The organism is Streptomyces sp. B15 (genome assembly GCF_018070605.1).
GTDB classification, from domain to species: domain Bacteria; phylum Actinomycetota; class Actinomycetes; order Streptomycetales; family Streptomycetaceae; genus Streptomyces; species Streptomyces smyrnaeus.
In genome coordinates, this window is the sequence record NZ_JAGPXJ010000028.1 from 73,929 (window position 1) to 87,089 (window position 13,161).

Sequence of the window (13,161 nt, forward strand, 5' to 3'; positions counted from 1 at the left end):
TCTCGGGGAGAATCCCGAGATCTCTGAACGTAGTGGACAGGATGCTTGCCTCTTCTGTGTGACGCGCGAATGCGGCTACGGCGTCCGGCCGACCCAGCTTCTGGGCGGGCCGACGGAGCGAGGAGAGGATCTACCGCGGCCAAGCGGCCGTCGTTGCGGCCCGCCTAGCGGCGCGGGACCACTGTCTCCCGCTCAAGCGCCTCACTTGCGCGAGCGGTCCCTCTCGGCGCGGTCCGTGCTCCCAGCACGGCCCGGCGGAAGGCTGTCGGGTCGGAGCCGATCGGGCCACCGACCGGGCATCCGCATTTCATGCATGCAGCGAGTCCACGCCATCCGGTGGACTCAATATCACTGTACCCCGGATCCGCGCATCTGTACCGGGGCTCTCGCTGTGTACGAGCTCACCCCGGAGCTCACCGGGACCGGCGGGAACCGGACAGGTCCTTCCCGACCTGCGGTTGCGGGCTATCGTGCGAGGTATGGAGACGCCTGACAAGACCGCCGCCGAATCCGGGGCCGCCGACAGCGGGGCCGCCGGTCCCGAATCCGCTCCCGCCACCTCGATCGCCACCCAGAGCTGGGAGCAGGCGTCGGCGGACCCGACCTACCGGGCCGCGGTCGTCGATCTGCTGGGTGCGCTGGCCTACGGAGAGCTGGCGGCCTTCGAGCGGCTCGCCGAGGACGCCAAGCTGGCACCGTCCCTCGCGGACAAGGCGGAGCTGGCCTCGATGGCGTCCGCCGAGTTCCACCACTTCGAGAAGCTGCGGGAACGGCTGGCCCGGATCGACGAGGACCCCACGGCCGCCATGGAGCCCTTCGCCGCCGCGCTGGACGACTTCCACCGCCTCACCGCCCCGTCCGACTGGCTGGAAGGGCTGATCAAGGCCTACGTCGGGGACTCCATCGCCTCCGACTTCTACCGCGAGGTCGCAGCCAGGCTCGACGCCGACACCCGCGCCCTGGTGCTGAGTGTGCTGGACGACACCGGGCACTCCAGCTTCGCCGTGGAGAAGGTCCGCGCCGCCATCGAGGCCGACCCGCGGGTGGGCGGGCGGCTGGCCCTGTGGGCGCGGCGGCTGATGGGGGAGGCGCTCTCCCAGGCCCAGCGGGTGGTGGCCGACCGGGACGCGCTCTCGACGATGCTGGTCGGCGGGGTGGCCGACGGCTTCGACCTCGCGGAGGTCGGCAAGATGTTCTCCCGGATCACCGAGGCCCATACGAAGCGGATGGCCGCCCTCGGCCTTGCGGCCTGAGGGACGGGACCTACCTGCGGCCGGCGTCCTGCCGGAAGCCGGAGTGCTGCGCGAACCCGGCCCCCGCGGGTGCGGGTGCCGGGGCGGTGCGCAGGGCGTCCTGACGCCACTGCCGGCGTCCGGGCGTATCGTCCCGCAGCAGCAGCGAGAGCAGTGCCGTGCTGAAGCCCAGGGCCACGCACCAGGTCACCACCAGGTGGCCGGGGCCGAGCACGGTGTGGCTGATGAGTCCGCCGACGAGCGCGGCGACGGGGCCCGTCGCGAGCACCAGCCGCCGGTCGGGGAGCCGCGCGGGGAATCGCCTGGCCGCGACGAGCGCGAGGGCGAAGCCGAGGGCTGCGGAGCCGAGAGCCTCCCAGATCATGAGGACCTCCTCGGGTGGGGCCGGTTGCGGGTCCGCGTACCAGCGGTCCGCGGTCGCTCCCGTCCTCCCCTCGGGTACGGAATCTGAAACGGCGGTCGCGGGACGAATCCCGCGACCGCCGTCGCCTGCGTTCACCTGCGCCGCTCAGGGGGTACACCTGTGCGTTTCCCGTGCACGCGTCCCGTGCGCCGCCCCCGCGTGCGCCGGGGCGGCGCCGCCTGGTCAGATCGCGCCGAAGCCCACCCTGCGGCCCGACGCCTCACCGATCTCTACATAGGCGATGCGGTCCGACGGGACCAGGATCTTCCGGCCGTGCTCGTCCGTGAGGCTGAGCATGCCGGAGCCCTTCTCCAGTGCAGCCGCCACCGTGCTCTCGACCTCGTCAGGAGTCTGCTTGCTCTCCATGACGATCTCGCGAGGCGCGTGCTGCACGCCGATCTTGACCTCCACGGCTATGTCCCTCCGACTGTCCTGGTATCCCGTGGCGACGCCCGGGATGCGATGCGCGGTCAGCCGCGCCGTACGGAGCAACCCTAGCTCTCAGCAGGGACGCCGAGGGGGCGCGGTCGCACGCCGGCAGCGAACAACCGCGCCCCCTGTGTGCTGCGCTACCGCTTCCTGCCGTAGCCGCACCGCGTCTCTACTGCATCGGGAATCCCGCGATGCCGCGCCAGGAGAGCGAGGAGATCAGCTTGGCCGCGGCGTCCCGCGGGATCTGCTGACCCGCGCCCAGCCAGTAGCGCGCGGTGATCTGCGCCATCCCGCACAGCCCCACGGCCAGCAGCATCGACTGCTCGGCCGGCAGCTTGGTGTCCTCGGAGATGACCTCGCTGACGGCCTCGGCGCAATCCAGGCTCACCTTGTCCACGCGCTCGCGTACCGCCGGCTCGTTGGTCAGGTCGGACTCGAAGACCAGCCGGAAGGCACCGCCCTCGTTCTCCACGAAGGCGAAGTAGGCGTCCATGGTCGCCGCCACCCGCTGCTTGTTGTCCGTGGTGGACTCCAAAGCCGCGCGGACGGCCTGGAGCAGCGCCTCGCAGTGCTGGTCCAACAGCGCGAGGTACAGCTCGAGCTTTCCCGGAAAGTGCTGGTAGAGCACCGGCTTGCTGACTCCGGCACGGTCGGCGATGTCGTCCATAGCCGCCGCGTGGTAGCCCTGCGCGACGAAGACCTCCTGAGCCGCGCCCAGCAGTTGGTTACGTCGCGCCCGTCGGGGCAGACGCGTGCCACGCGGGCGCGCCTCGGTCTGCTCGATGGCTGTCACGCCGCCTCCCTGAATGTTTCTGAGCGCGAGCTGCGCTGCGCCGCCATCGTACTTTTCGGTAACGGGGGTGGTAGCTTCCCGGCCCACGAAATTTTCGCTCCGGTGTCCGCTTCCGTTCCCTCCGGTGTACCGGATCCGACGGCGCTTCGGCGGCACTCGTCCTCTTATCGGTACTGGATCGGTACGCGTCAGCGGTACTCGTCCTCGTTCAGCTCCACCACGCGGGCCTGCTCCGCCGCGTCGGCCGGATCGACCTCGTGGTAGCTGTTTCCGGTCAGCGGGTCGTCGCGTTGCACCAGCAGGTCGGCCTGCTGTTCCGCCGCGTCCGCCTCGGGGGCCTCAGGGGTCCCGGGTCCTTCCGGTTCCTCCTCGTAGGCGTCATAGGCGTCGTAGGCGTCATAGGGGTCGATGGTTTCCGGATCGGTCGGATCGACAGGCATGCCGGCTCCCCTTTCCAGGCGGGGCCCGAGTGCGCGGGCCCTACTTACGAGACTACGAGCGGGTCACCGGGGGCGCACGCCGCATGCCTCCTGCTTCCCTGCGCATGCTCTCCGGCGTTCCCCGGTGGTGGTCGCGACGGGCGAGTGCCCGTACCTCCCCTGTACACCAGTGTGCTTCTTCTTGTGACGGTGAACACGTGAGGGCGCGTGTGATCGTCTCGTAACATTGCTCCATGTCCTCCACCGAGCAGCCGGGAGCCCCCGCCTCCGCGGCCCGTACCGCTGCCCCGCACCCCTCGCTCACGCGGTCCCGCGTCGGGGAGCAGGAGACGTTGCGGACGGTCTCGCTGCCCGGACTGACGCTGGCCGTGCGGGGCCGGCGGGACGACGGCGAGGCCCCGGAGAAGGACAGCCGTCCGGCCGCGCTGTACGTGCACGGTCTGGGGGGCTCCTCCCTGAACTGGTCCGCGCTGATGCGGCACCTCGCTCCCGATGTGCGCGGCGAGGCGATCGACCTGCCGGGCTTCGGTGACTCCCCGCCGCCCGACAACGGCGACTACTCGGTCTCCGGGCACGCCCGCGCCGTCATCCGCTATCTGGACTCCTGCGGCCACGCCCCGGTGCACCTGCTGGGCAACTCGCTGGGTGGCGCGGTGACGACCCGGGTGGCGGCCGTGCGGCCCGACCTGGTGCGGACACTGACGCTCGTCTCGCCCGCGCTGCCCGAGATCCCTCCGCAGCGCACCGCCTGGCCGACGGCGATGCTGGCGATACCCGGCATCGCCTCGCTGTTCTGCAGGCTGACCCGGGACTGGCCCGCCGAACGGCGTACCGGCGGTGTACTCGGTCTCTGCTACGGCGACCCCGCGCGGGTCTCGCCCGAGGACTTCGCGGCAGCCGTCGAGGAGTACGCGCGCAGGGCGGAACTGCCGTATTTCTGGGACGCCATGGTCCGCTCCACGCGGGGCATCGTCGACGCCTACACACTGGGCGGGCAGCACGCGCTGTGGCGACAGGCCGAGCGGGTGCTGGCACCCACCCTTCTGGTCTACGGTGGGCGCGACCAACTGGTCGCCTTCCGTATGGCGCGGCGCGCTGCGGCCGCCTTCCGCGACTCCCGGCTGCTCACGCTGCCGGACGCGGGCCACGTCGCCATGATGGAGTACCCCGAGATCGTCGCGGGTGCGGTTCGCGAGTTGATCGACGACGCGGACACGGCGACGCAGCGGTCGGACGACTCCGCCGCCGGTGCCGGCAGGCAGGCCCCGGCAACCCCGGAAGGTGACTAGTGGGACGCCATAGCCGCAAGGGCAAGGCTGTAACCGGGCGCAGAGAGGAACGCTCCCGGATACCCGAGCACCCCGGCCCCGCCGCCGCTGCCCGGACGCGTCCCGGCCGCGCACCCGAGGCCCCTGCCGGGCCGTCGCCCGCCGCACCCCCGGAGTACGGGCGGCACCCCGGCCTCCCCGGACAGCAGGGCACCCCGGCGCACGGCGTACCGGTGTTCCCGGACGAACAGCCCGCCCGTGGCGGCCACCCGCAGCACCCGGAGGGCGGTCCCGCCGCTCCCCATCGGCGCGCCGCCCGCTCCGACGCCGCCGGCGGGGTCGGTCAGGGGTACGGGCGCGGCCCGGGACAGGGCCCGGCCCACGACCAGGTGCCCCGACAGCGGCAGCAGCCCGGTGGGCCGCGTCAGGAGTATCTGGACGCCTTCGAGGAGGACGTCTTCGCGGCGGGTGCCCCCGGCGCCGTCCCGCCCGGCAGGAACCGGCCAGGGGCCGCCGGTGCGGCTGTCGCACCGTCCGGGCCCACCCCGCGCCAGGAATCCGGAGAGCACCGGGACGGCGCTGCCGGCGAGCCTCCCCCCGGCGCGTCGCGGACCTCGCCGGCACCGGAACCGGGCTCACGGAAGAAGGGCAGCCGCGCCCGTACCGCCACCGGGATCGTCGCCGCTGCCATCACCACCGTGCTCGCCGTCGTCGTCGCCGCACAGGTGGCGGGCGGTGAGCACAGCGCCGGGGACTCCGACCGGGGGCTGAAGACCGGCGAGCGCACGCCGAACGACCCGGACGTCCCGACCGACCACGAGCGTGCCGATCGCGGCGCGCGTCCCACCCCGGGCAGCGAGCCCGACACGTACGAGGCCAAGATGGCCCGCCAGTACCCGCTGGCCGACGACCTGAAGGGCTCGGGCAAGTTCAGCCCGGTACCCGGTCACGAGAAGGGCCCGGGCAAGGGCGAGGTGGTGCGCTACCGCGTGGACATCGAGAACGGGCTGCCGCTGGACGGCAAGCTGTTCGCACAGGCGGTGCACAAGACGCTCAACGACGAGCGCAGTTGGGCGCACGACGGCAAGCGCAGCTTCGAGCGGGTCTCCTCGGGCAAGGCCAAGTTCGTCATCACCCTGGCAAGTCCGGGCACCACCGATGTGTGGTGCGCCAAATCGGGCCTGGACACCAGCGAGGAGAAGGTCTCCTGCGACTCGGCGGCCACCGAGCGCATCATGATCAACGCCTGGCGGTGGGCGCGTGGCGCCGAGACCTACGGTCCGGACCGGATGCACGCCTACCGGCAGATGCTCGTCAACCACGAGGTCGGCCACCGGCTCGGCCACGGGCACGTCGGCTGCTCGGCCGACGGCAAGCTCGCGCCGGTGATGATGCAGCAGACCAAATACCTCACCACGCGCGGAAAGACCTGCCGTATCAACGCCTGGCCGTACCCCCGCGGTTAGGGCGCGCCGCCCCGTCCGGCAGCCGGTCCGGGGCGCGCAAACGCGCGACTCGCGCGAAAGTCACGGGTGTTCACCCCTTCCGGTGGCGTGACGGACAACCGTCCAGCACGCGGTGGGGGCGCACGCATAGCGTCTGGTGCGTCTTCAACGTCCTACCGCCGCGCCACGCGCTGAGCCGCGTCAGGCGCGCGACACGCCACGAGAGTGATCGGGGGTGCGCACGTGCGCATCGCACTGCTTACGGAGGGTGGTTACCCCTATGTGAGGGGTGAGTCCGCGCTGTGGTGCGACCGCCTGCTGCGCGGCCTGGACGGCCACGAGTTCGCGGTGTTCGCCCTCAGCCGCAGCGCCCGGCAGGAGGAGGCCGGCTGGTGTGCTCTGCCCCCCAATGTCGCCCGGGTGCGCACCGCGCCGCTGTGGGGCCCCGGGCCCGCCACCGGGGGCGTACGCGGGCTCGCGTGCGGCTCCTACGGGCGGCGCGACAAGCGGCGCTTCCGCGAACACTTCACGGCGCTGGCCGAAGCCGTCTGCCGCACCGAGGCGGACGCCGATCCCGCCACCGGGCAGGCGGACCGTTTCGCCGCAGGTCTGTACGGGCTCGCCGAACTCGCCGCCGAGCGCGGCGGACTGGCCACCGCGCTCCGCTCCGAGAGCGCCGTGCGCATCCTGGAGTCCGTCTGCCGTGCGCCCGGCGCGCTCCCCGCCGCACACGCCGCCCAGGTACCCGATCTGCTGGCCGTGGTCGAGCGCCTGGAGCGAGCCCTGCGCCCCCTGTCACTGGACTGGTACGGGCAGCGGGGGCAGGACCCGGGACTGTCGGCCGCCGATCTGTGCCACGCCGTCGGCGCCGGACCCGCCGCGCTGCCCGGACTGCTGGCCAAGCGGGCGTACGGAGTGCCGCTGCTCATCACGGAGTACGGCGTGCGGCTGCGCGAGCACTACCTGACCAGCGCCGCCGGCGCCGTGGCGCGCGGGGTCGCCGGCGCCCCCGTACGCGCGCTGCTCGCCTCCTTCCAACGGAGACTCGCCCGCGAGGCGTACGCCCAGGCGCAGCTGATCACCCCGGGAAACTCCCACGCGCGGCGCTGGCAGCAACGCTGCGGTGCCGACAACGAGCGGCTGCGCACCGTCTATCCCGGCATGGACGCGGCTCCCTTCGAGGCCGTGGGCGAGCAGACCACGCTGCTGCCGCCGCCCGACGGCGCGCGGCCCACCGCACGGCCCACGCTGGTGTGGGTGGGCGTCGGCGGCCCGGCCAAGGACCTGGGCACGCTGCTGCACGCCTTCGCCCAGGTGCGGGAGGCGGTGCCCGAGGCGCGGCTGCGGATCGTCGAGACGGGTGGGGCGAGCGGCCGTACGGAGCCCTCGGCGTCCCCACCGGGAGGAGACGCTTCGCAGGGCCGACCGGGAACCCCGCACGGGCCGGCCGCCCACGACGGTGCCGCCGAGCGGGACGGTGCCTATACGGCGCACTGCCGCGCGCTCGCGGCGCGGCTCTTCCCCCACGGATCGGCGGACGGGGCAGAACCGGTCACCTTCGAGGAAGTGGGCGGCACCGCCGTGCCCACCCTGGCGGACGCCTATGCGCTGGGCGGAGTCGTGGTGCTCTCCAGCGTGCTGGAGGGGTTCCCGGTGTCGCTGGTGGAGGCGATGTTCTGCGGCCGGGCCACGGTCTCCACCGATGTCGGTGCCGCCTTGGAGGTCGTCGGCGGCACCGGGCTCCTCGTCCCGCCATGCGATCCCGGGGCGCTGGCTGACGCCTGCACCGCACTGCTGCGCGACCCGGCGCGCGCCGCACGGCTGGGTGCCGCCGCGCGTGCGCGGGCGCTGGAGCTGTTCACGGTGCGGCAGAACGTCGAGGCGTTCCGCGGCATCTACCTGGAACTGATGTCCCGGCACCCGGTCGGCCGGGAGGAGGCCCCGGCCGAGGACGCCCAGCCGAAGGCCCAGGTGCACCCCTTCGCCCACCCCGCCGAATCCCATCTGCCGGGCCGCTGGGCGGCTGCCGCTGCGCGGCGCAGCGGCAGCCCGGTGTCGAGTGGCCTGGTGAGCGGCGCTTCGAGCAGTGCCGTGAACGGCGAGAGCGGTGCCCCGGGCAGCGCCGCCAACAGCCCGGAAGGGCGCCGCCCGGGCAGCCGTCCCGCTCGTCGCCCGAGCGGGACGCGGACCACCAAAGGCAGCTCCGCGCACGTACCGAGCTGGGCCCGTCCGGACCGTACGGCGCGCGAGGGTGCCGCCTCGCAGCGCCCCGCTGTCGAGCGGGCAGCCGTCGGAGCCGAACCCGGGGAGGCGACAGCACCGTGACGCCCCGTCCCGCGCCCGGCGATCCCGTGCGCGTACTGCTGCGCCGGCACCGCGCGTTGTGCGAGTGCGCCGTCGATCCGCTGGAGATCGCCGCCGGCCTGGAGGCCAGCGGGATCACGGACCGGACGGCTGCCCGGTGCCGCCACCGCGATGTCTTCTCCCTCGCCGAAGAGCTGTACGCACGCGCCCCGTACGCCGGATCGCGCGCGGCGCACACGGGGATCGCATGGAGCGCGGAGAGCTCGGAGACCCCGGACAGCGCGCAAAACACGGGGAGCGACAAGAAGACAGGTGACGCTGCGAACGCCGGAAGCGCGGTGGACTCCGAAGGCGCCGACGACGCCGGGAGCGGCGCCGTGGCGGGCAGTCGGCCCGGGATCCGACCCACCGCGCCGGATGCCGGGTGGCCGCAGCAGTCGCAGCCGGGACTGGGACAGCGGCTGTTCTCCTGGTGCGCGACGCTCGTTCTGCCACTGCTGCCCGGACTGTTGTGCGCCGGCACGCTCGCCTGGCTCGTCGTGCTGGGCGGCAGCCCTCCGGCTGTACGTGCCGCCCTGTGCGCTCTGGGTGCGGCGGCGGTGCTGGGCAGCGTCATCGTGGCCGTCCGCCTGGTGCCCCGCGTTCCGCGTGCTGTCGGCGGGCCCGCCTTTCCCACCACCCTTTTCCTTTCCGGCTGCTGGCTGACCGGATACGCGCTCTACGGCGACTGGCTGCTGGAACAGCTCCTGGCCGGTGGGCCGGAGCTGCTGCCGGGCGGTGCCCCGCGCCTGCCCTCACCGGGTCTCACGTTGGGCCTCGCGCTGGCGGTCGCGCCTGCCGTCTGGTGTGCGCGCGGCTTCGCACGGGCGGCGCGGCGCAGACTGGCGGGCAGCCGCAGCCTGGAGGAGTTCGCCGCAGGTGTGCGGCCACTGCTGGTGCTCGCCGTGTGCACTGTCGCGGTGAGCCTCCCGGTGCTCCAGTGGGCGGCCCACGCCCTCGTCGCCGGCCCTCTCGCCCTGTCCGGCGCCCCGGCCGCCCCGGGCGTACCGGGAGGCGACCAAGAGGCGCAGGAGACCTGGCAGTCCGCCGCGGTCGGCGCGGGCGCGCTCGGCATGCTGCTGTTCGCCGTGCTGCTGCTGTCCGCGCACGGCTTCCGGCGCGCGGCCTCGGCCGGGTCGGCCGTCGCCTGCGCTCTGCAGGCCGCGGCGCTGCTCTCCGTACCGGTCGCACGGCTGCCGGGGCTGGCGGTGCTGGGCCGCCCCGTCGAGGCCCTGACCGCCCACCAGGCAGCCGCGACCGTCCCCGTCGTCGCCTGCGGTTGCGCGGCCCTCGTTCTGTTGGCGTACGCGGCCGTCGCATTGGCCGGCGCCTCCGCACACCACCGGGAGGCGGTGCCCGCATGAGCGCAGGGCCGCCCCCGATCCCTCGTTCCGGCACGGACTTATGGACCCGCCCGTGCGACATCGACAAGGAGCAAGCCCCCATGACCCATCCGCAGTTGGCACACCGTGGCACCGCCGGGCGACGACCGCACACCAGCGTGCGGCGGCGCCGGACTTCCCTCTCGCACGGGGAGGTCGCACGATGAGAGTGCTGCTGCTGGGCGCCAGCGGATACCTGGGCCGCTTCGTCGCCGACAGGCTGCTGGCCGACCCCGCCGTACAGCTCACCGCCCTCGGCCGGGGCGACGAGGCGGATGTCCGCTTCGACCTGTCCACCGGGAGCCCGGGCGCCCTCACCCGCTTCCTGGACGCGGTGCACCCCGGCGTCGTCATCAACTGCGCCGGGACCACCAGGGGCAACGGGCGCGAGCTGATCCGGCACAACGTAGTGGCCACCGCGGCCGTGTGCGAGTCGCTGCGCCGCAGCGGTTGCGGCGCCCGTCTGGTGCACGTGGGATGTGCCGCCGAGTACGGCCCCTCCCAGGTGGGCTCCTCCACCGGTGAGGACGCGGTGCCGCGCCCCGGAGGGCCCTACGGTGTGAGCAAGCTCGCCGGCACCGAACTGGTACTCGCCTCCGGGCTGGACGCCGTCGTGCTGCGGGTCTTCTCGCCGATCGGCCCCGGCACCCCAGCGGGCTCGCCGCTGGGCAGGGTCGCGGAGGCGATGCGGCGGGCGATGCAGCAGGGCGACAGCGAGCTGAAACTGGGCGGGCTGAGTGCGCAGCGCGACTTCGTCGACGTCCGTGACGTCGCGCGTGCCGTGCACGCCGCCTCGCTTTCGGCGGCGCAGGGCATCGTCAACATCGGCACCGGCAGGGCGGTGCGGCTGCGTGACGCCGCGTCCCTGCTGGCGCGTGTCGCCGGGTACGCGGGGGCCGTCCACGAGCAGGGTGGCGGCCCGCCCGGACCGGGGGCCGGGGAGAGCCACCACCCGGCCGGTGTCGTCGGCGGCCCGGGCGGTCCCGCCGGTCCGGCCGGGCTGGGAGGCCCCGCGGGCCCCGGTGGTCCGGGCGCGATGGGCGGCGGGCTGGGCGGCAACGCTCCCGTGATTCCTGCGCAGGCGCACGGTCCCCATGCGGTCCAGGCCCACCCTCCGCAGCCGCAGCAGGCCTCGTATCCGTACCCCGACGGCTGCGGCGCCTGGCAGCAGGCGGATGTGCGCACCGCGCGTGACCGGCTCGGCTGGCGGCCCCGGATCGGTCTGGAGGAGTCGTTGGCCGACATCTGGATGGAGGCGGCATGCCGTATCTGACGACACCTCCCGGGCAGGTTCGTCCGGCCGGTGACATCGGCGGTGCGGTCGGACAGCGGCTGGGGCTGGCAGTGCCGGGCTGTGCCCATCCGATGCTGGCGCCGATGGAGTGGGCGGAGCTGACCCGGCCGGGTCTCGGCGCCGATCCAGGGCCGGACCGCGTCGCGGGGCCGCTGCACTGGGTGGTGCTGGACGTCGGGGACGGCGGGCCGGGCGCACGGCCCGACCCCTTCTGCGCCCCCGCGGCGGCGGCGCTGCGCTCCGCGGGCGTCGCCGTACTGGGGCGTCTCGACATGCGAGACGGTACGCGGACATTCGGTGAGCTGGTCTCCGAAGCACACCGGTTTTTGGACTGGTACCGGGTCGACGGCTTCTATCTGGCGCACTGCCCCGGCGACCCGGCCCGGCTGGGGCACACCCAGCGCCTCACCGCGACCCTGCGCGCGCTGTGCGGCGGTGCCGACGGCGGGCACGGCGGGCGGCTGGTGCTGGCGCCCGGCTTCCATCCGCATCCGGACTATCTGCAATGCGCCGACCAGCTCGTCACCTACGCCGGAAGCTGGGCGGACTACCGCTGGTCGCAGTGCGAGGAGTGGACGGCGGCGTACCCCGCCGAGTGCTTCTGCCACCTGGTGCACTCGCTGCCGCGCACCCATCTGGAGGAGGCGCTGCGCACCGCCCGCTGGCAGGGCGCGGGCACCGTCTGCTTCACCGATCGGACCCGGGACAGAGGACAGGACCCATGGGCGGCCCTGCCCGGCTACTGGGACGAGATCGTCTCGTGCCTTGGACCAGGTGTCTCGGAATGAGATAGCGCGTGGCAGTGTTACGAGAGGAACGGCCCGCCCCCGAGCGGGTGACTTCCCGCACGTCCCACCGACCATCGGAGTCTCCGTGTCACTGCCACCCCTGGTCGAGCCAGCCGACGAGCTCACCGTCGACGAGGTCCGCAGGTACTCACGTCACCTGATCATCCCGGATGTCGGGATGGAAGGTCAGAAGCGGCTCAAGAACGCGAAGGTCCTCTGTGTGGGCGCGGGCGGCCTCGGTTCGCCCGCCCTGATGTATCTGGCGGCTGCCGGCGTGGGGACGCTCGGCATCGTCGAGTTCGACGAGGTCGACGAGTCCAACCTGCAGCGGCAGATCATCCACAGCCAGTCGGACATCGGCCGGTCGAAGGCGGAGTCGGCCAAGGACACGGTGCTGGGGATCAACCCCTACACCCAGGTCAACCTGCACCAGGAGCGGCTGGACTCCTCCAACGTGATGGAGATGTTCGCGCAGTACGACCTGATCGTGGACGGCACGGACAACTTCGCCACCCGCTACCTGGTCAACGACGCCTGCGTGCTGCTGAACAAGCCGTACGTGTGGGGCTCGATCTACCGTTTCGACGGTCAGGCCAGCGTCTTTTGGAGCGAGCACGGGCCGTGCTACCGCTGCCTGTACCCGGAGCCCCCGCCGCCCGGCATGGTGCCCAGCTGCGCCGAGGGCGGCGTGCTGGGCGTGCTGTGCGCCTCCGTCGGCTCCATCCAGGTGACCGAGGCCATCAAGGTGCTGGCGGGTGTCGGTGACCCGCTGGTCGGCCGTCTGATGATCTACGACGCCCTGGAGATGACCTACCGCCAGGTCAAGGTCCGCAAGGACCCCGACTGCGCGGTATGCGGCCCGAACGCCACGGTCACCGAGCTCATCGACTACGAGGCGTTCTGCGGTGTCGTCTCCGACGAGGCGCAGGCGGCCGCCGTCGACTCCACGATCACTCCCAAGCAGCTCAAGGAGTGGATCGACGACGGCGAGAGCGTCGACATCATCGATGTGCGGGAGCCGAACGAGTACGAGATCGTCTCGATCCCCGGCGCGCGGCTGATCCCCAAGAACGAGTTCCTCATGGGCAACGCGCTGCAGGACATGCCGCAGGACAAGAAGATCGTCCTGCATTGCAAGACGGGTGTCCGCTCCGCGGAAGTCCTGGCCGTGCTCAAGAACGCCGGTTTCTCCGACGCCGTGCACGTCGGTGGCGGTGTCATCGGCTGGGTCAATCAGATCGAGCCGGACAAGCCGGTCTACTGAGCCACCGGGGAGCCTGACGGCTGCTGCGCCGTGAGGGGTGGTGGGGGGGGGGGGGG

12 protein-coding genes are annotated in these 13,161 nt (G+C 72.8%); 8 read left to right on the plus strand and 4 right to left on the minus strand.

All coding sequences use genetic code 11. The features are described 5' to 3' along the window. The first annotated feature begins 479 nt into the window (after nt 1-479). Nucleotides 480-1,253 (plus strand): ferritin-like fold-containing protein, encoded by a 774-nt coding sequence (locus tag KBY19_RS15525; RefSeq protein ID WP_185018071.1) that lies wholly within the window; start codon nt 480-482, stop codon nt 1,251-1,253. Between the two features lie 10 nt (nt 1,254-1,263). On the opposite strand, the gene KBY19_RS15530 is transcribed toward KBY19_RS15525, so the two are convergent. The 4 genes from KBY19_RS15530 to KBY19_RS15545 all read right to left on the minus strand — a co-directional run bounded on the left by KBY19_RS15530 (nt 1,264) and on the right by KBY19_RS15545 (nt 3,321). Then, nucleotides 1,264-1,617 (minus strand): hypothetical protein, encoded by a 354-nt coding sequence (locus KBY19_RS15530; RefSeq protein ID WP_099883928.1) that lies wholly within the window; start codon nt 1,615-1,617, stop codon nt 1,264-1,266. A 222-nt stretch (nt 1,618-1,839) separates the two neighbouring features. Continuing rightward, nucleotides 1,840-2,067 carry a DUF3107 domain-containing protein gene (locus KBY19_RS15535; RefSeq protein ID WP_099883930.1) on the minus strand — a complete coding sequence of 76 codons (228 nt, stop codon included), beginning with the start codon at nt 2,065-2,067 and terminating at the stop codon, nt 1,840-1,842. 190 nt (nt 2,068-2,257) lie between these two features. Next, complete coding sequence (locus tag KBY19_RS15540) at nt 2,258-2,881, minus strand: TetR/AcrR family transcriptional regulator (RefSeq protein WP_099883932.1); 624 nt, start codon at nt 2,879-2,881, stop codon at nt 2,258-2,260. A 188-nt stretch (nt 2,882-3,069) separates the two neighbouring features. After that, nucleotides 3,070-3,321: a hypothetical protein gene (locus tag KBY19_RS15545; RefSeq protein ID WP_099883934.1), complete on the minus strand. Its 252-nt coding sequence runs from the start codon at nt 3,319-3,321 to the stop codon at nt 3,070-3,072. A gap of 233 nt (nt 3,322-3,554) precedes the next feature. On the opposite strand from KBY19_RS15545, the gene KBY19_RS15550 reads away from it, so the two are divergent. From KBY19_RS15550 to moeZ, 7 genes are all read left to right on the plus strand, one after another. Further along, nucleotides 3,555-4,610 carry an alpha/beta fold hydrolase gene (locus KBY19_RS15550; protein WP_099883936.1) on the plus strand — a complete coding sequence of 352 codons (1,056 nt, stop codon included), beginning with the start codon at nt 3,555-3,557 and terminating at the stop codon, nt 4,608-4,610. After that, nucleotides 4,610-6,055 (plus strand): DUF3152 domain-containing protein, encoded by a 1,446-nt coding sequence (locus tag KBY19_RS15555; RefSeq protein WP_210965977.1) that lies wholly within the window; start codon nt 4,610-4,612, stop codon nt 6,053-6,055. Before KBY19_RS15550 ends, KBY19_RS15555 begins: the two co-directional genes overlap by 1 nt. Before the next feature lie 222 nt (nt 6,056-6,277). After that, nucleotides 6,278-8,359, plus strand: coding sequence for a DUF3492 domain-containing protein (locus KBY19_RS15560; protein WP_210965978.1), 2,082 nt, complete (start codon nt 6,278-6,280; stop codon nt 8,357-8,359). Next, on the plus strand, nt 8,356-9,741 hold the full coding sequence (locus KBY19_RS36505; protein ID WP_307843516.1) for a hypothetical protein: 1,386 nt from the start codon (nt 8,356-8,358) through the stop codon (nt 9,739-9,741). The genes KBY19_RS15560 and KBY19_RS36505 overlap by 4 nt, the downstream gene beginning before the upstream one ends. A gap of 181 nt (nt 9,742-9,922) precedes the next feature. Then, on the plus strand, nt 9,923-11,032 hold the full coding sequence (locus KBY19_RS15570; RefSeq protein ID WP_210965979.1) for an NAD-dependent epimerase/dehydratase family protein: 1,110 nt from the start codon (nt 9,923-9,925) through the stop codon (nt 11,030-11,032). After that, nucleotides 11,020-11,841, plus strand: a complete 822-nt coding sequence (locus tag KBY19_RS15575; protein ID WP_099883941.1) for a spherulation-specific family 4 protein — start codon at nt 11,020-11,022, stop codon at nt 11,839-11,841. The genes KBY19_RS15570 and KBY19_RS15575 overlap by 13 nt, the downstream gene beginning before the upstream one ends. Before the next feature lie 85 nt (nt 11,842-11,926). Continuing rightward, complete coding sequence (gene moeZ / locus KBY19_RS15580) at nt 11,927-13,105, plus strand: adenylyltransferase/sulfurtransferase MoeZ (RefSeq protein ID WP_099883943.1); 1,179 nt, start codon at nt 11,927-11,929, stop codon at nt 13,103-13,105. The last annotated feature ends 56 nt before the right edge of the window (nt 13,106-13,161 follow it).

What these genes read in the sequence shown, in the direction of transcription:
- KBY19_RS15525 (WP_185018071.1), top strand. Translation starts at nt 480, where the DNA reads ATGGAGACGCCTGACAAGACCGCCGCCGAATCCGGGGCCGCCGACAGC.
- KBY19_RS15530 (WP_099883928.1), bottom strand. Translation starts at nt 1,617, where the DNA reads ATGATCTGGGAGGCTCTCGGCTCCGCAGCCCTCGGCTTCGCCCTCGCG.
- KBY19_RS15545 (WP_099883934.1), bottom strand. Translation starts at nt 3,321, where the DNA reads ATGCCTGTCGATCCGACCGATCCGGAAACCATCGACCCCTATGACGCC.
- KBY19_RS15550 (WP_099883936.1), top strand. Translation starts at nt 3,555, where the DNA reads ATGTCCTCCACCGAGCAGCCGGGAGCCCCCGCCTCCGCGGCCCGTACC.
- KBY19_RS15570 (WP_210965979.1), top strand. Translation starts at nt 9,923, where the DNA reads ATGAGAGTGCTGCTGCTGGGCGCCAGCGGATACCTGGGCCGCTTCGTC.
- KBY19_RS15575 (WP_099883941.1), top strand. Translation starts at nt 11,020, where the DNA reads ATGCCGTATCTGACGACACCTCCCGGGCAGGTTCGTCCGGCCGGTGAC.